This is a genomic window from Arthrobacter sp. ISL-30, assembly GCF_018613855.1.
In the GTDB taxonomy this organism is placed as follows: Bacteria; Actinomycetota; Actinomycetes; order Actinomycetales; family Micrococcaceae; genus Arthrobacter.
This window is the reverse complement of sequence record NZ_JAGGPK010000010.1, coordinates 21043-35041: the sequence shown is the minus strand read 5'-3', so window position 1 is coordinate 35041 and position 13999 is coordinate 21043. Positions and strand designations below refer to the sequence as shown.

General features: G+C 63.1%; 12 protein-coding genes. 3 read left to right on the top strand and 9 right to left on the bottom strand.

Going from position 1 to position 13999, the window contains the following annotated elements; genetic code table 11:
• Positions 1-40: 40 nt before the first annotated feature.
• Both J7E82_RS03925 and J7E82_RS03920 read left to right on the top strand, forming a co-directional pair.
• A complete protein-coding gene (locus J7E82_RS03925; protein WP_308113605.1) occupies positions 41-1786 on the top strand; it encodes a DUF349 domain-containing protein in 1746 nt (581 codons plus the stop codon).
• Between the two features lie 113 nt (positions 1787-1899).
• The gene (locus tag J7E82_RS03920) at positions 1900-2523 is read left to right on the top strand and encodes a hypothetical protein (protein WP_214860589.1); all 624 of its coding nucleotides are present in this window, start codon (positions 1900-1902) and stop codon (positions 2521-2523) included.
• 21 nt (positions 2524-2544) lie between these two features.
• Here the strand turns inward: J7E82_RS03920 and J7E82_RS03915 are convergent, their stop codons facing one another.
• The 9 genes from J7E82_RS03915 to pdxT form a co-directional block, all read right to left on the bottom strand.
• Positions 2545-4938: a bifunctional (p)ppGpp synthetase/guanosine-3',5'-bis(diphosphate) 3'-pyrophosphohydrolase gene (locus J7E82_RS03915; protein ID WP_214860587.1), complete on the bottom strand. Its 2394-nt coding sequence runs from the start codon at positions 4936-4938 to the stop codon at positions 2545-2547.
• 180 nt (positions 4939-5118) lie between these two features.
• Positions 5119-6138 carry a protein translocase subunit SecF gene (gene secF / locus J7E82_RS03910; protein ID WP_214860584.1) on the bottom strand — a complete coding sequence of 340 codons (1020 nt, stop codon included), beginning with the start codon at positions 6136-6138 and terminating at the stop codon, positions 5119-5121.
• Positions 6138-7892, bottom strand: coding sequence for a protein translocase subunit SecD (gene secD / locus J7E82_RS03905; protein ID WP_214860582.1), 1755 nt, complete (start codon positions 7890-7892; stop codon positions 6138-6140). Before secD ends, secF begins: the two co-directional genes overlap by 1 nt.
• 111 nt (positions 7893-8003) lie before the next feature.
• On the bottom strand, positions 8004-8396 hold the full coding sequence (gene yajC, locus J7E82_RS03900) for a preprotein translocase subunit YajC (RefSeq protein WP_214860813.1): 393 nt from the start codon (positions 8394-8396) through the stop codon (positions 8004-8006).
• Between the two features lie 176 nt (positions 8397-8572).
• Positions 8573-9661, bottom strand: a complete 1089-nt coding sequence (gene ruvB, locus J7E82_RS03895) for a Holliday junction branch migration DNA helicase RuvB (protein ID WP_214860580.1) — start codon at positions 9659-9661, stop codon at positions 8573-8575.
• The gene (ruvA, locus tag J7E82_RS03890) at positions 9654-10298 is read right to left on the bottom strand and encodes a Holliday junction branch migration protein RuvA (protein WP_214860578.1); all 645 of its coding nucleotides are present in this window, start codon (positions 10296-10298) and stop codon (positions 9654-9656) included. The genes ruvB and ruvA overlap by 8 nt, the downstream gene beginning before the upstream one ends.
• A gap of 186 nt (positions 10299-10484) precedes the next feature.
• Positions 10485-11063: a crossover junction endodeoxyribonuclease RuvC gene (ruvC, locus tag J7E82_RS03885; protein WP_214860577.1), complete on the bottom strand. Its 579-nt coding sequence runs from the start codon at positions 11061-11063 to the stop codon at positions 10485-10487.
• A 35-nt stretch (positions 11064-11098) separates the two neighbouring features.
• A complete protein-coding gene (locus J7E82_RS03880) occupies positions 11099-11854 on the bottom strand; it encodes a YebC/PmpR family DNA-binding transcriptional regulator (protein WP_214860574.1) in 756 nt (251 codons plus the stop codon).
• A 3-nt stretch (positions 11855-11857) separates the two neighbouring features.
• Positions 11858-12559 carry a pyridoxal 5'-phosphate synthase glutaminase subunit PdxT gene (gene pdxT / locus J7E82_RS03875; protein WP_214860573.1) on the bottom strand — a complete coding sequence of 234 codons (702 nt, stop codon included), beginning with the start codon at positions 12557-12559 and terminating at the stop codon, positions 11858-11860.
• 102 nt (positions 12560-12661) lie between these two features.
• On the opposite strand from pdxT, the gene J7E82_RS03870 reads away from it, so the two are divergent.
• Positions 12662-13996 (top strand): Mur ligase family protein, encoded by a 1335-nt coding sequence (locus J7E82_RS03870; RefSeq protein WP_214860571.1) that lies wholly within the window; start codon positions 12662-12664, stop codon positions 13994-13996.
• Positions 13997-13999 lie beyond the last annotated feature (3 nt).

The window sequence follows — 13999 nt, the reverse complement described above, 5'->3', positions numbered from 1 at the left end:
CCTTACCTTAGCAATCCCTCCAAGTGAAAGACTTTTAGCGGTGACAGACAGTCAGAAATCCGACGAAACAGCAGCAGTCAATGAGGCGGAAGCATCGGCGCCCCTAACCGAGGACGCAGTCCAAGACACGATCCAGGACACGGTTCAGGATCCTGCGCAGGAAACAGCCGCGCAGCCAGAAGTCGCGGAACAGGAAGTCGCCGAGCAGGAAGTCGCAGAACCGGAAGTCGCCGAACCGGCAACTGCCGAGGCTGGGCCTCTGGAGGCTGCCTCAGCTGAAGCCGGCCACGAAGACGGTGCCGTGGCGGAAGCCGCTGGCGGCACCGAAGCGGCTGCTGCCCCCGAACCTGAGGCTGCGGCACCCGCGCCCGAGGCTGCGGCATCGCCTGCCGCCGTATCTTCGCCGGCACCGCGTCCGACGCCGGGACCCTCGCCCAAGCCTGGTGCACCGTCTCCCGCTGCATTTGCCGCGCGTCCCAAGGCCCAGGCTTCTCCGGCTGCTGCCGCAACCTCCACCATGCCGCCGTCGGTGTCCCTTGCCGAAGCCTCCAAGTGGGGCCGGGTGGAGGGTGATGGCCACGTGTTCCTCACAATTGACGGCGAAGAAGTGTCGGTCGGCCAGTATCCCGGCGTCAGCGCCGATGAGGCCCTCAGCTATTTCGCCCGGAAGTATGAGGACATTGTTGCCCAGATCGCCCTTCTGGAGCACCGGGTTGAGTCCAAGGCGCCCACGACGGACATGCAGAAGACCGCTAATCACCTGCGCGAGCAGCTGGCCGAACGGAACATGGTGGGTGACATCCGGTCCGCCGAATCCCGGCTCGACGAGCTCACCACCCGGATCGCTGAGCTGGAGAACTCGGAAAAGGCCGCCCACGAGGCCCAGCGCGCCGCGGAACTTTCTGCACGTGAAGCCATTGTGGCCGAAGCAGAGCAGATTGCCGGCCAGGATCCGTCGCAGGTCCAGTGGAAGACTTCCAGCGCACGAATGAATGAGTTGTTCGAGAGCTGGAAGACCGCCCAGAAGAGTGGAGTGCGGCTGGGCCGCAGCAATGAGGACGCGCTGTGGAAGCGTTTCCGTTCCGCAAGGACTGTCTTCGACCGTCACCGCCGCGCCTACTTCTCCCAGCTGGACAGCACCAACTCAGCTGCCAAGGCGGCCAAGGAGAAGCTCATCGCCGAGGCCGAGGCACTGTCCAGTTCCACTGACTGGGGCTTCGCCGCTGGTGAGTACCGCCGTCTGATGGACCAGTGGAAGGCTTCCCCGCGCGCCAGCCGCAAGGATGACGACGCGCTGTGGGCCCGCTTCCGTGCGGCACAGGATGTGTTCTTCAGTAATCGCCAGGCTGCCAACGACGAGATTGACCAGCAGTACTCGGCAAACCTGGCCGTGAAGGAAGCCCTCGTGGCCGAAGCACAGGCACTCCTCCCCATCCAGGACCTGGCGGCTACCAAAAAGGCCCTCCAGTCAATTCGGGATCGTTGGGAAGAAGCCGGCAAGGTTCCCCGGGGCGACATGGGCAGGATCGAAGCCGGCCTGCGAAAGGTCGAGGATGCCGTTCGTGAGGCCGAGGAAGAAAAGTGGCGCCGGAGCAACCCGGAGACCAAGGCCCGCACCAACAGTGCCCTGTCGCAGCTCGAGTCGGCGATTGCCGGCCTGAAGGACGACCTCGCGAAGGCTGAAAAGGCGGGCGACCAGCGCCGGATCAAGGCCGCACGCGAAGCGCTTGAAGCCCGTCAGGCTTGGCTCGACCAGATCCAGCGGTCAGCGAGCGAACTGGCCTAAGCCACCGGCCCAAGTTCACAACAGTCCAAAGGCCAAAGCAGGCCCCGCCCCGGTTATCCACATAACCGGGGCGGGGCCTGTTTCCGTAGCTGGCAGATCGCCATGATGGCTGAATGGTCATCCCATCCCTCCCCCAGCAGCTCCAGGATGGTGCAGCGCTGGAGCTCTACTCCCCCGGCCCCTTGTTTACCTGGATGGAACTGCAGGCCATGGCCGCCGACGGCGTTCTGACGCCGCTGTTCCGGCGCAGCTACCTCGGTCCGGGCATAGCGCCGACACCTCGTCTGCGTGCCCGGGCGGCGGCGGCAGCCATCCCGGAAGGGATTCGGCAGAAAGTAGTGGCAGGCAGGATGACAGCGGCCTGGATCTACGGCTGCGCCGGATCCCCTGAACGGCTGGCTCTCCTCGTCGATTCACGCCACAGGATCTCCAGTCTCAGGTCAACCCGCGGGTGCACCTTGCACGAGGTGAGGCTCGGGCAGCTCGACGTCGTCAGCCTGGGCGGCATCCTTGTTACCAGTCCGCTCAGGACTGCCGTCGACGTCGCCTTGTGTGTGGAATCGGACCGCGCCCTCCCGGCACTGAGGCATCTCCTGTTACGCAGCGAGCTGGGCGTGAAACTTCGCCTGCTGATCCTGGCGGTGGAAGCCGCCCCGAGAGTGCCGCACAAGAAGGCTGCCCTGGCGAAGCTGGCAGCCCTGGCTGCCGAACAGTCGCAGAGCAGTGGCGCTGCCTGAAGGCGGCGCTGCATGAATGGGTTAGCTCCGGCGTCGGTTTCCAGTGGTGCGGTAGACGTCAAAGACTCCGTCAATCCGGCGCACCGCACTCAGGACATGGCTCAGGTACTTCGGGTCTCCCATTTCGAAAGCGAACTTGGACATGGCAACCCGGTCACTGGAGGTATGCACGCTGGCGGCCAGGATGTTCACGTGGTTTTCCGACAGCACGCGGGTGACGTCGGAAAGGAGGGACTTCCGGTCGAGGGCTTCGACCTGAATCTCCACGAGGAAGACGCTGGACTGGGTGGGCGCCCATTCCACATCCACAATCCGGTCCGGCTGGTCGCGCAGGTCGGACACATTTGTGCAGTCAGTCCTGTGCACGGAAACTCCCGACCCGCGCGTGACGAAGCCCAGGATGGCGTCAGGCGGGACCGGCGTACAGCAGCGGGCCAGCTTGACCAGGACATCGCCCACACCGCGGACAATGACGCCCGAATCCGAGTACCGCACCTTCGCCAGCTGGGAAGGGATGCTGACTTCCTCAAGGTCCTCGTCAGGCGTCTCCTTGCCGCCGAGGTGCTCTACGAGCTTTTCCATGACGTGCTGGGCTGAGGTGTGCCCGTCCCCCACGCCGGCATACAAGCCGGAGATGTCCACATAGTGGAGTTCCTCGGCGACAGCAGACAAGGCGTCGTGGGTCATCAAATGCTGCAGCGGAAGGTTCTGTTTCCGCATGGAGCGAGTCAGCATTTCCTTGCCGCGCTCGATAGCCTCTTCCCGGCGCTCCTTGCTGAACCACTGCCGGATCTTGTTCCGGGCCCGGGCGCTCTTGACGAAGTGCTGCCAGTCCTGGCTGGGCCCGGCGCCTTCGGCCTTGGAGGTGAAGATCTCTACCCAGTCACCGTGCTGGAGCTCACTACTGAGCGGCACCAGCTTGCCGTTGACCCTGGCACCAATCGTCCGGTGGCCAACTTCTGTATGCACGGCGTAGGCGAAGTCCACGGGCGTGGAACCTGCCGGCAATGCCATGACCTCGCCCTTGGGGGTGAAGACGAACACTTCACGGGCGTTGATTTCGAACCGCAGGGAATCCAGGAACTCCCCGGGGTCGGACGTTTCCTGCTGCCAGTCCACCAGGGACCTCAGCCAACCCATGTCGCCGTCGCGTGGGCTGCCGGGGCCAACAGCGGTCCGGTTGGGCTGGTCCTTGTACTTCCAGTGGGCAGCCACACCGTATTCAGCCCGGCGATGCATCTCATGCGTGCGGATCTGGATCTCCACGGGCTTTCCGCCCGGGCCGATCACCGTGGTGTGCAAGGACTGGTACATATTGAACTTGGGCATCGCAATGTAGTCCTTGAAACGCCCTGGCAGGGGGTTCCAGCGGGAATGGAGAGTACCCAGGGCGGCATAACAGTCGCGCACGGAATCGACCAGCACGCGGACACCCATGAGGTCGTTGATGTCGTCGAAGTCCTTGTCCCGGACGATCATCTTTTGGTAGATAGAGTAGTAGTGCTTGGGGCGTCCCGTGATGGTGGCCCTGATTCGCGCCGTGCGCAGATCCTCGGTGATCTGGTTGCGGATAACGCTCAGGCTCTTTTCGCGCTCAGGGGTCCTGTCGCCCACCATCCGCACTATTTCCTCATACACCTTCGGGTAGAGGGCCGCGAAGGACAGGTCCTCCAGTTCCCACTTGATGGTGTTCATACCGAGGCGATGGGCCAGTGGCGCAAAAATTTCGAGGGTTTCGCGCGCCTTGCGCGCCGAAGATTCGGCGGAAACAAATCGCCAGGTGCGTGCATTGTGGAGCCGGTCGGCAAGTTTGATCATGAGGACCCGAATGTCCTTGGCCATGGCGACGACCATCTTGCGCACGGTTTCCGACTGTGCGGCCTCTCCGAAGCTGACCTTGTCCAGCTTGGTCACACCGTCTACCAGCATGGCAACTTCGGGGCCGAAGTCAGCGGTGAGGTCGGCAAGAGTGTACGGAGTATCCTCCACAGTGTCATGCAGCAGGGCGGCCGCGAGCGTGGTTCCCGTCATGCCCAGCTCGGCCAGGATGGTGGCGACAGCCACGGGATGCGTGATGTACGGATCCCCGCTCTTGCGCTTTTGACCCTGATGGCTGCGTTCAGCCACCGTGAAGGCACGCTGGATGAGGTCGAAGTCTTCCTTGGGGTTGTTGGCCCGCACGGTGCGCAGCAGCGGCTCAAGGATGGGCGAATATGTCCCTGCACCGCGTCCTGTCAGCCGGGCCAGGCGGGAGCGGGTGCGTTCGCGCCGTCCCGGAAAGGTGGGGCGCGCACCGGGGCTATCGATCGGGACGCCTGTGGCTGCGCGTTCCGAAACCGTGGACGGCGCAACTGGCCCGATGCCAGTGCCGTCCTCCCCGCCCGTCGGTGGCGCCGACGTCGTACGTTCCTCCACAGAAGCACCCCTCACGACTCATTTAATTATTCAAGTCTATTCCCGCTGAGGGACACTCTGATAACCGGCCCTTGTAATCGGAAATCGCGGTAATCCGAATCGCGAGACAAAGTCGCTGCAACGCCGAAGGGCCGGCAGCCGCCATCAACGACGGCGGGCCGGCCCTTCGGGCACACAGGTTCAGGCTTTGGCGGGCTCTGCCGGTTCGGCGGCAGCGGATGCTCCTTCTGCGCGGCGGTGAGCGACCTTCTTGGCCTGCTTGACCAGTTCAGGCTCTCCTTGGCGAAGCCAGGCATAGAGTGGCGCGGCCACGAAGATGGTGGCGGCCGTGCCAATGAGGATACCCACGAACAAGGCCAGGGACAGGTCACGCAGCGTTCCGGCGCCGAGGAGGCCTGCACCAATGAAGAGGATCGCGGCCACCGGGAGGACGGCCACCATCATCGTGTTGATGGAACGCACCAGCGTCTGGTTGACGGCGAGGTTGACCTCTTCGGCAAAGGTCCGCCGAGTCGACGATGCAATGTCTGCAGTGTTTTCCCTGATCTTGTCGAAGACCACCACGGTGTCGTACAGCGAGTAGCTCAACACCGTCAGGAAGCCGATGATCGCCGACGGCGTCACTTCGAAATCGCTCAGGGAATAGACGCCGGCAGTCGTGAACATCGTCACTGCCATGCCGGCAAGCGCTGACAACGACATCTTCCAAGTCCGGAAGTAGAGCGCCATCAGGATTGCCGCGAGCCCGACGAACACTGCCAGGCCGATCAGTGCCTGTTTAGTGACGTCCTGGCCCCAGGTAGGACCGACGAACGTGGAGGTGACCTCGTTATCAGTCACGCCGTATACGCTCGCCAGGCCTGCCTTGATCCTGAGGGTCTCGTCGTCGCTAAGCTTGTCGGTCTGGATCCGCATGGTGTTTCCGGCCACATTGGCCACGCGCGGAACCGAGCCGGGAACGACGTCGGTCACTGCCTTTTCGCCGAGTCCGGCGTCCACCGTCTTCACATTGGAGACCGTAAATTCAGAGCCGCCCCGGAATTCGATGCCAAGGTTGAAGCCGCCCTTGACGATCGGCAGCAGGATGGACAGCGCCACTGCGACGATTGAGATGATGAACCAGATCTTCTTGGCGCCAACAAAGTTATAGGAGCGCTTGCCCGTGTAGAGCTCATTGCCGAAGGTGGCGAAGCTGGACATTACTTGTTCTCCTTTGATCCTTTGGAGGAACCAGTGAGTTGGTCCTGCTTCTCCGCCAGCTTGCGTTCGGCGATGGTCATGCGGCGTTCCGCTTCCGCTGCGGCTCCGGCATTGCGGGCACGGACCACAGCGGGCTTTTCGGCGGGTGTCCGCAGCCTTCCGGCCCCGCGGTACAGGGGCACGGCACCAAGGCGCTTGGGATCCAGTCCGGAGAACCGGTGCCCCTCACCGAAGAACTTCGTCCGGGCCAGCAGCTGCAGGGTGGGATGGGTGAACATGAAGACGACGATGAGGTCGGCAACCGCCGTTAGGCCCAGCGTGAAGGCGAAGCCGCGCACGTTGCCCACGGCCACGAAGTACAGGACGAGGGCGGCCAGGAGGTTGACGGCCTTGGACGCCAGGACCGTGCGCTTGGCGCGCTTCCAGCCATTTTCGACGGCGGAGACCAGGCCACGGCCCTCGCGCAGCTCGTCACGGATGCGTTCGAAGTACACGATGAAGGAGTCTGCCGTCTGGCCAATGGCCACGATCAGACCCGCAACGCCGGCCAGGGAGAGGCGATAGTTTTCAGTCCAGCCAAGGATTGCAATGGCAAGGTAGGTCAGGCCGCCTGCCACCACCAGGGAGGCGATGGTCACAAAGCCCAGCGCCCGGTACTGGAACAACGAGTAAACGACGACCAGCAGCAGGCCGATCATGCCCGCCAGGAGGCCCATGCGCAACTGCTCGCCACCGAGAGTCGCAGAGATCTGCTGCTCAGATTGGATTTCGAAGCTGATGGGCAGTGCGCCGTAGCGAAGCTGGTCGGCAAGCGCCTTAGCAGATTGTTCCGTGAAATTGCCAGTGATCTGCGGACGGCCATCCGTAATGACAGCCAGGGAGCGCGGCGCCGAGATGACCTGGTCATCCAGGACAATGGCGAACTGGGACTTGGGATCCTCGGTTCCCTGGGCCTGCGCTGCGGTGTAGAAGCCGTTGAGGCGCTCGGTGACTTCCTTGAACTTCCTGGTGCCCTCCTCGTTGAACGTGATGTTCACGCCCCAGGAGTTGGTCACGGAGCCCTGCGCGCCCTGGACGGGGTCGAAGGATGAGCCCGTAATGTCCTGGCCCTTAACCTCGACGGGACCCAGAATGTACTTGATTGCCGGGGTATCGGCAGTGGCAGGTTCGCAGGTAACCAAGGGCTTGGCGGGGTCGGAGCGTTCCTGCTTGTCCTGCGCGGGGTTGTCGCAATCGAGAGCTTCGAACGCCCTGTAAACCTCCGGTGTAACCCAGTTGGTGTCACTGGCATTGGTGGGCTCGGCGGTCGGCTTGGGAAGCTGGTCCTCCGGGGTGCGCTGTTCTTCGGGGACAGCGGCACCGGCACCGGCAATGATTACGGGACGGAAGTTCATGTCTGCCGAGGCCTGGATCAAAGCCCTCGTCTCGGTAGACGGGGTTCCGGGAAGGCTTACCACGACATTACGTCCGGACTGGGTGCTGATTTCGGCTTCCGCCACACCCGAACCGTCCACACGCTGACGGATGATCGCCACCGCCTGGTTCAGCTGCTCCTCATTGATGTCCGAGGATCCCTCGACGCGCGGCGCCAGGATCATCTGGGTACCGCCTTCGAGGTCAAGCGCGAGCTTGGGAGCCCAGCTTGCCTGACCGGTCATGACGCCACCGGCCAGGACTGCTGTCAGGACGGCAAAGACGGCGCCTAGCCAGAGCAGGACTTTTCGTCCTGGGATTCTGGGGCCTTTTCGTGCCATTGTCGATCTTTCTCTTTGAACGGAACAGCCGTCGGCGCGCGCTGACAGCGCGCGGCGACGGCGGACCGGTGCCGGAAGGGTGCCTACCGCCGGTCGTGCCGGCTGAGCAGTTTAGTTATCCTTCTTGCCCTCGTCGTTGAGGCGTTTGATGGTTTCCTCCGGCGTTTCAGTCGGTGCTGCTGCCGTGGTCTCATCGCGAGTCAGGGAGGATGCATCGTCCGGAACTACCGGGCTTTCCTCAGGAGTTTCGACAGCCTGCTCCACGATCTTGGTAACAGCCTGGCGGTGCACGGTGGCCAGGTTGCCGGGAGACAGCTCAAGTACGATCTTGTTTTCGACGTCGTCAATGGAGACGATGCGGCCGAAGAGACCAAAACTCGTCATGACCTCGATACCGGGGGCGAACTTCGACTGAAGCGTGGCCGCCTGCTGCTGCGACTTCTTGTTGCGACGGAACATCATGAAGACGAAGAGTCCAAGCATGACGAACAGCAGGATGGTCATGATGTCGATGCCGCCGCCGGCTGGCGGCTGGGCCTGGGCAGAAATGTTTCCGAACAAGGGGAAGTTCCGTTCTGTAACTTGCATAGCTGGTGGGCAGCAACGTTGAGGGCACAGGTTCGCGACTCAAACGTGCCGAGCGTCATTCCAGTCTAAAGGGAAAAGCTTAACGTGCGATGTTAATGCCCCGTATCGATTGATTCCGACTCATTTTCATCATCTGCAAAGCCGTCCTGGAAAAGATCCAGGGCGTCTTGACCAAACACCCCCGCGGGGACGGCGAACCCCAGATGGGTCCAGGCCGACGCCATGGCAATGCGCCCCCTGGGCGTGCGGCCAAGCAGTCCTTCCCGGACCAGATACGGTTCGGCGACAGTTTCCACAGTTTCAGGCTCCTCGCCCACAGCGATGGCCAGGGTCGAGAGTCCCACCGGACCGCCGTTGAACTTGGTGATGAGCGCCTCGAGCACCGCCCGGTCAAGGCGATCGAGCCCACGCTGATCGACCTCATACATGTCCAGGGCTGCTGAGGCGGCCCTGGAATCGATCTGTTCGATGCCGTGCACAAGCGCCCAGTCCCTGACGCGACGAAGCAGCCTGTTGGCGATTCGGGGCGTCCCCCGTGACCGCCGGGCAATCTCACTGAAGCCTGCCGAGTTGACCTTGAGGTCAAGCAGGCCGGCGGAGCGGCGCAACACGAGTTCCAGCTCCGGCACGGAATAGAACTCAAGGTGCCCGGTGAAGCCGAAGCGATCCCTCAATGGACCCGGAAGCAGCCCGGCCCTGGTAGTAGCGCCAACCAGGGTGAAAGGCGGAAGTTCCAGGGGAATTGCTGTGGCGCCGGCACCCTTGCCCACCACGATGTCTACCCGAAAGTCCTCCATGGCCATGTAGAGCATTTCTTCGGCGGGACGCGACATCCGGTGTATCTCGTCAAGGAACAGCACTTCGCCCTCGGAGAGCGACGAGAGAATGGCTGCGAGGTCACCGGCATGCTGAATCGCGGGGCCGCTGCTAATCCGCAACGGCGCATTCATCTCAGCGGCAATGATCATGGCGAGGGTAGTCTTCCCAAGGCCGGGAGGACCGGAGAGCAGCACGTGATCGGCACTGCGTCCGCGCATCCTTGAAGCTTCCAGCACCAGGGAGAGCTGTTTCCGGACCCGGTGCTGGCCCACGAAGTCATGCAGATTCTTCGGCCGGAGCGCCGCCTCGATGACGCGCTCTTCCGGCTCCTCTCCCCCGGCCACGAGGGATGGTTCAGCCACGGCTGCCTACCCTGTTGCCTGCCCGGGCGCCATCCTGGCCCAGCCACCGGAGGGTTGTCCGGAGGATTTCGGCGACATTTCCCGCCGCAGCCAGGTCCGGAGAATCAGCCATGGCTTTGTCAATGCTCTCCGTCGCATCCTTCTCCGACCAGCCCAGGCTGGTCATTGCCGCCGCCACTTGCGGCTTCCAGGATGCCTCCACCGTGACCGCGGCGGATGGTCCCGCGGCGGTTCCGTGCGGCACGAGTTTTCCGGCCAGTTCCAGCACGATTCGGCCGGCCACCTTCGGTCCGATGCCGGGAACCTTGGTGAAGGCCTTGCCGTCCCCGGTATGGGCCGCCACCCTGATCGCCTCGGGCTCGTGAACGGCCAAAACGGCAAGGGCGAGACGTGGACCGACCCCGCTGACGCTGAGGAGGACGTCGAAGACCTCCCGCTCCTCATCGCTGGCGAAACCAAACAGGGTCAGCGAATCCTCCCGGACGATCAGCGAGGTGAACAGCTTGGCTTCGGTGCCAATGGTGAGGTGGCTGAGGGTCTGGGGTGTCGCGAAAACGCTCATTCCTGCGCCATTGAGGTCAAGGACGACGGACGACAAGCCCACGTGTGCCACGGTTCCGCGAAGAAAACTGATCAAGACCCGGCTCCTGAAGTAACTGCCGCGGCTGTTGCTTGAGATGGAGAACTCGTCCCGCCGCGGACATCCGAACATATCTACGAATACCCTAGCAAGCCACGCAGACATTCCTGGCGCACGGCACGGCGGCAAGGGTTGGGGGGTAACGGAACTGCAGCAAAGCAGGCTCCTCTACGACGGGGTGGTTTACCGGGCGCGGCGGGCTTTGGCTTCCGCCTCGGCCCAGGCGCGCTGCGCCGGCGTCAGGGAGCTGCTGCCAGGACCGGTCGTGGCGACGGCGGCTCCGCTTCCTGCCCGCCAGGCATGCGTTACCGCAAGCGCCAGGGCGTCGGCGGCGTCGGCCGGTTTGGGTGGTGCATCAAGCCGCAGGATTTTAGTGATCAGCTTGGTCACGGCGTCCTTGTTGGAGTTTCCGCTGCCTGTGACAGCTGCCTTGACTTCCGACGGTGTGTGAAGCGCCACCGGGATGCCCCTGCGCGCGGCAGCCGCGATCACCACGCCGGATGCCTGGGCCACGCCCATCACCGTGCTGACATTCAATTGGGAGAAGACCCGCTCCACCGCCATGACATCCGGCTGGTACGTGTCCAGCCATTCGTCGATGGTCGTGGCAATCAGCAGGAGCCGCTGGTCCAGCGCTTCGTCAGGTGAAGTACCCACGACGCCCACCGCGACCATGGAGGCCCGGCGGTTGCGTTCCACATCAACCACGCCGATCCCGCAACGGGTGAGGCCCGGATCGACTCCCAACACTCGCAGGGTCAATTCCGGGCCTCCAAAATGTTCGCCAAGACGGGGAGCTACTCGGCTTCGAGTGCTGCTTGGACGTCCTCGCTCATATCCGCGTTCGTGTAAACGTTCTGGACGTCGTCCAGGTCCTCCAGGGCGTCGACGAGCTTCATGAACTTCTTGGCACCGTCCACATCCAACTGGACCTGCATGGACGGGACGAATTCCGCTTCGTCCGTGTCATATTCGATGTCGGCGTCCTTGAGGGCGTCCCGGATGGCCTGCAGGTCAGCGGGTTCGGAGTGGATCTCCCAGGTGTCGCCGTTGTCCTTGACTTCCTCCGCGCCGGCTTCGAGAACTGCCATCAGGACGTCGTCCTCGCTCAGGCCGTTCTTCGGCAGGTTGACAACACCCTTCCGGGTGAAGAGGTAGCTCACGGAGCCGGGGTCGGCGATGGTGCCGCCGTTGCGGGAGATCGCGAGCCGGACCTCGGACGCTGCACGGTTCTTGTTGTCCGTAAGGCACTCGATGAGCAAGGCGGAACCCTGCGGCCCACGGGCCTCGTACATGATTTCGGTGTAGTCGATCGCTTCGCCGGTAAGACCGGCGCCGCGCTTGATGGCGCGGTCGATGTTGTCATTGGGGACCGAGGTCTTCTTGGCCTTGGTTACCGCGAGTTCGAGTCCGGGGTTTCCAGCAAGGTCCGGGCCGCCCATTCGTGCGGCAACTTCGATGTTCTTGATCAGCTTGGCGAACGACTTTGCCCGGCGGCTATCAATGATGGCCTTCTTGTGCTTGGTCGTCGCCCATTTGGAGTGGCCTGACATGCTTTACGCTTCTCCTCTGATCATTCGAATGAAAAGTTCATGCACGCGCTTCTCCCCCGTCACTTCCGGATGGAATGAGGTGGCCAACAGACGGCCCGAGCGCACTGCAACAATTCTAGCCAACCCGTGCAAAGTCCCCGTGTGCTTCGCCTTTTCGGGCTCAACTTGGGCGAGAACCTGGACTCCAGGACCTACCCGCTCCACCCAGGGGCCACGGATGAACACTGCGTGGACCGGCGCTACGCCGCCCTCTCCTGCACTGAATTCAAGTCCCTTGAAGTCAAGATCGGTTTCAAAGGACTCGCGTTGCCTTCCGAAGGCGTTCCTGCGCACCGTGATGTCCAGACCGCCGAAGGTCTCCTGCGGGTTGCCGGCCAAGTCCGTCGCAGGATCCGCAATGTGGTCTGCGAGGAGGATCATTCCCGCGCAGGAACCGTACACGGGAAGTCCCGAGGCGATGCGCTTCCGGATCGGCTCGGCCAGCTCGAAGGACCGGGCCAGCTTGTCGATCGCGGTGGATTCTCCGCCGGGAATGATCAGGCCGTCGACGTCGTCAAGTTCCGCCGGCCGGCGCACGCCAACGCCGATGGCTCCTGTTTCCTCTACGGCGTGAAGATGTTCGCGGAAGTCGCCTTGAAGCGCGAGGACGCCGATTCGAAGACCGGCGCCAATGCGCGGCGAAGCTTCGGAAAGGGGAATGGTCATTGGACAATCATAGTGCGGTTGGGCCCGTCAAGGACGTCGTAGGACCGGGGAAGGGACAGCCCGCTCGGGGTTCCATGCCTCAACTGGGATATATTACAGATCATGTTTTCCTTCAGCGTTCCCCTCGGCAAGCTGGTCCGTGCGGCGTCCAGGCTCCGCGGAGGAGGCTCAGCTTTCCCAGGGCTGGTGGTCGAAAAAATCGATCCCCGGTTCATGCAGCGGACGCTCTCTTCCCTTCCGTTCGGCGTCGCAGTGGTCAGCGGCACCAACGGCAAAACGACCACCACGAAAATGGTGGTGGAACTCCTGGAAAGCCAGGGCCTGAAGGTATTCACCAACCGTACTGGCAGCAACTTCACCCGCGGGGTTGCGGCCGCCCTGCTAGGTGCCGTGGACTGGCGGGGACAGCTCGACGCCGACGTCGCCGTCCTTGAACTGGACGAAGCCCATGCCGTCCATTTCGTCAATATGGTGCAGCCGCGCTACAGCCTGCTCCTGAATGTCCTGCGGGACCAGTTGGACCGCTTCGGTGAAATCGACAAGACGGCGCAGCTCCTTGAACGGATTGCCGTCAAGACCACGGGAACAGTGGTCCTCAACCGCGAGGACCCCCGCGTCCTGCGCATTGCCTCGTCTCTCAAGCCGCAGGCAGATGGAGGCCCGTCCGTCCTTTACTTCGGACTGGACACATCGCTGCGCAGCACCTTCCCGAACGACGACGACATGCGGTCCTCCGGTTCGGACACCTCGGCGGCCTCTTCCCCGACGGCAGTGGACGGTTCGGACCTGCCGCCCGCCGACGTCGTCCTTCGGCGGGTCGGCACGCAGGATGCGGACTTTGAGTTCGACGGCGAGCTGGTCAGTACGCGCATGAAGCTTCGGGGCGTCTACAACATCTTCAATGCCGCGGCCGCGCTGGCCCTCGCCCGGGCGATCGTCACGGCCTCAGGGCGCCAGCCATCAATGGCGGACGGCGACCGCCTGGTGAAGGCGCTGTCCGAGGTGGCGCCGGCTTTCGGCCGCGGAGAGAGCCTCGTGGTTGATGGACAGCCCCTTGACCTGGTGCTTGTCAAAAATCCCAGCGGCTTCAGGCTGGGACTGAAGTCCTTCCCGGCCGAGGGCTACGCCACCATGATCGCCATCAACGACAACTACGCCGACGGCCGCGACATGTCCTGGCTCTGGGACGTGGACTTCGAATCCCTCAGGCAGGACGGCGTCGATCTTGTCTCCGGCGTTCGCGCCTACGACATGGCTCTGCGGCTGCAGTACGATGACGTCCCCGTCGGTGGAGTAGAGACCGATATTCCGGCCGCCCTCGCCGCCTTCATCAGCGGCGCCGAAGGCAAGCCGAAGCGTGTCTTCTGCACCTACACGGCCATGCTGGCCATCCGGCGCGAGCTGTCCAAGATCACGGCAGTGGAGGTGGTCTCGTGAGTG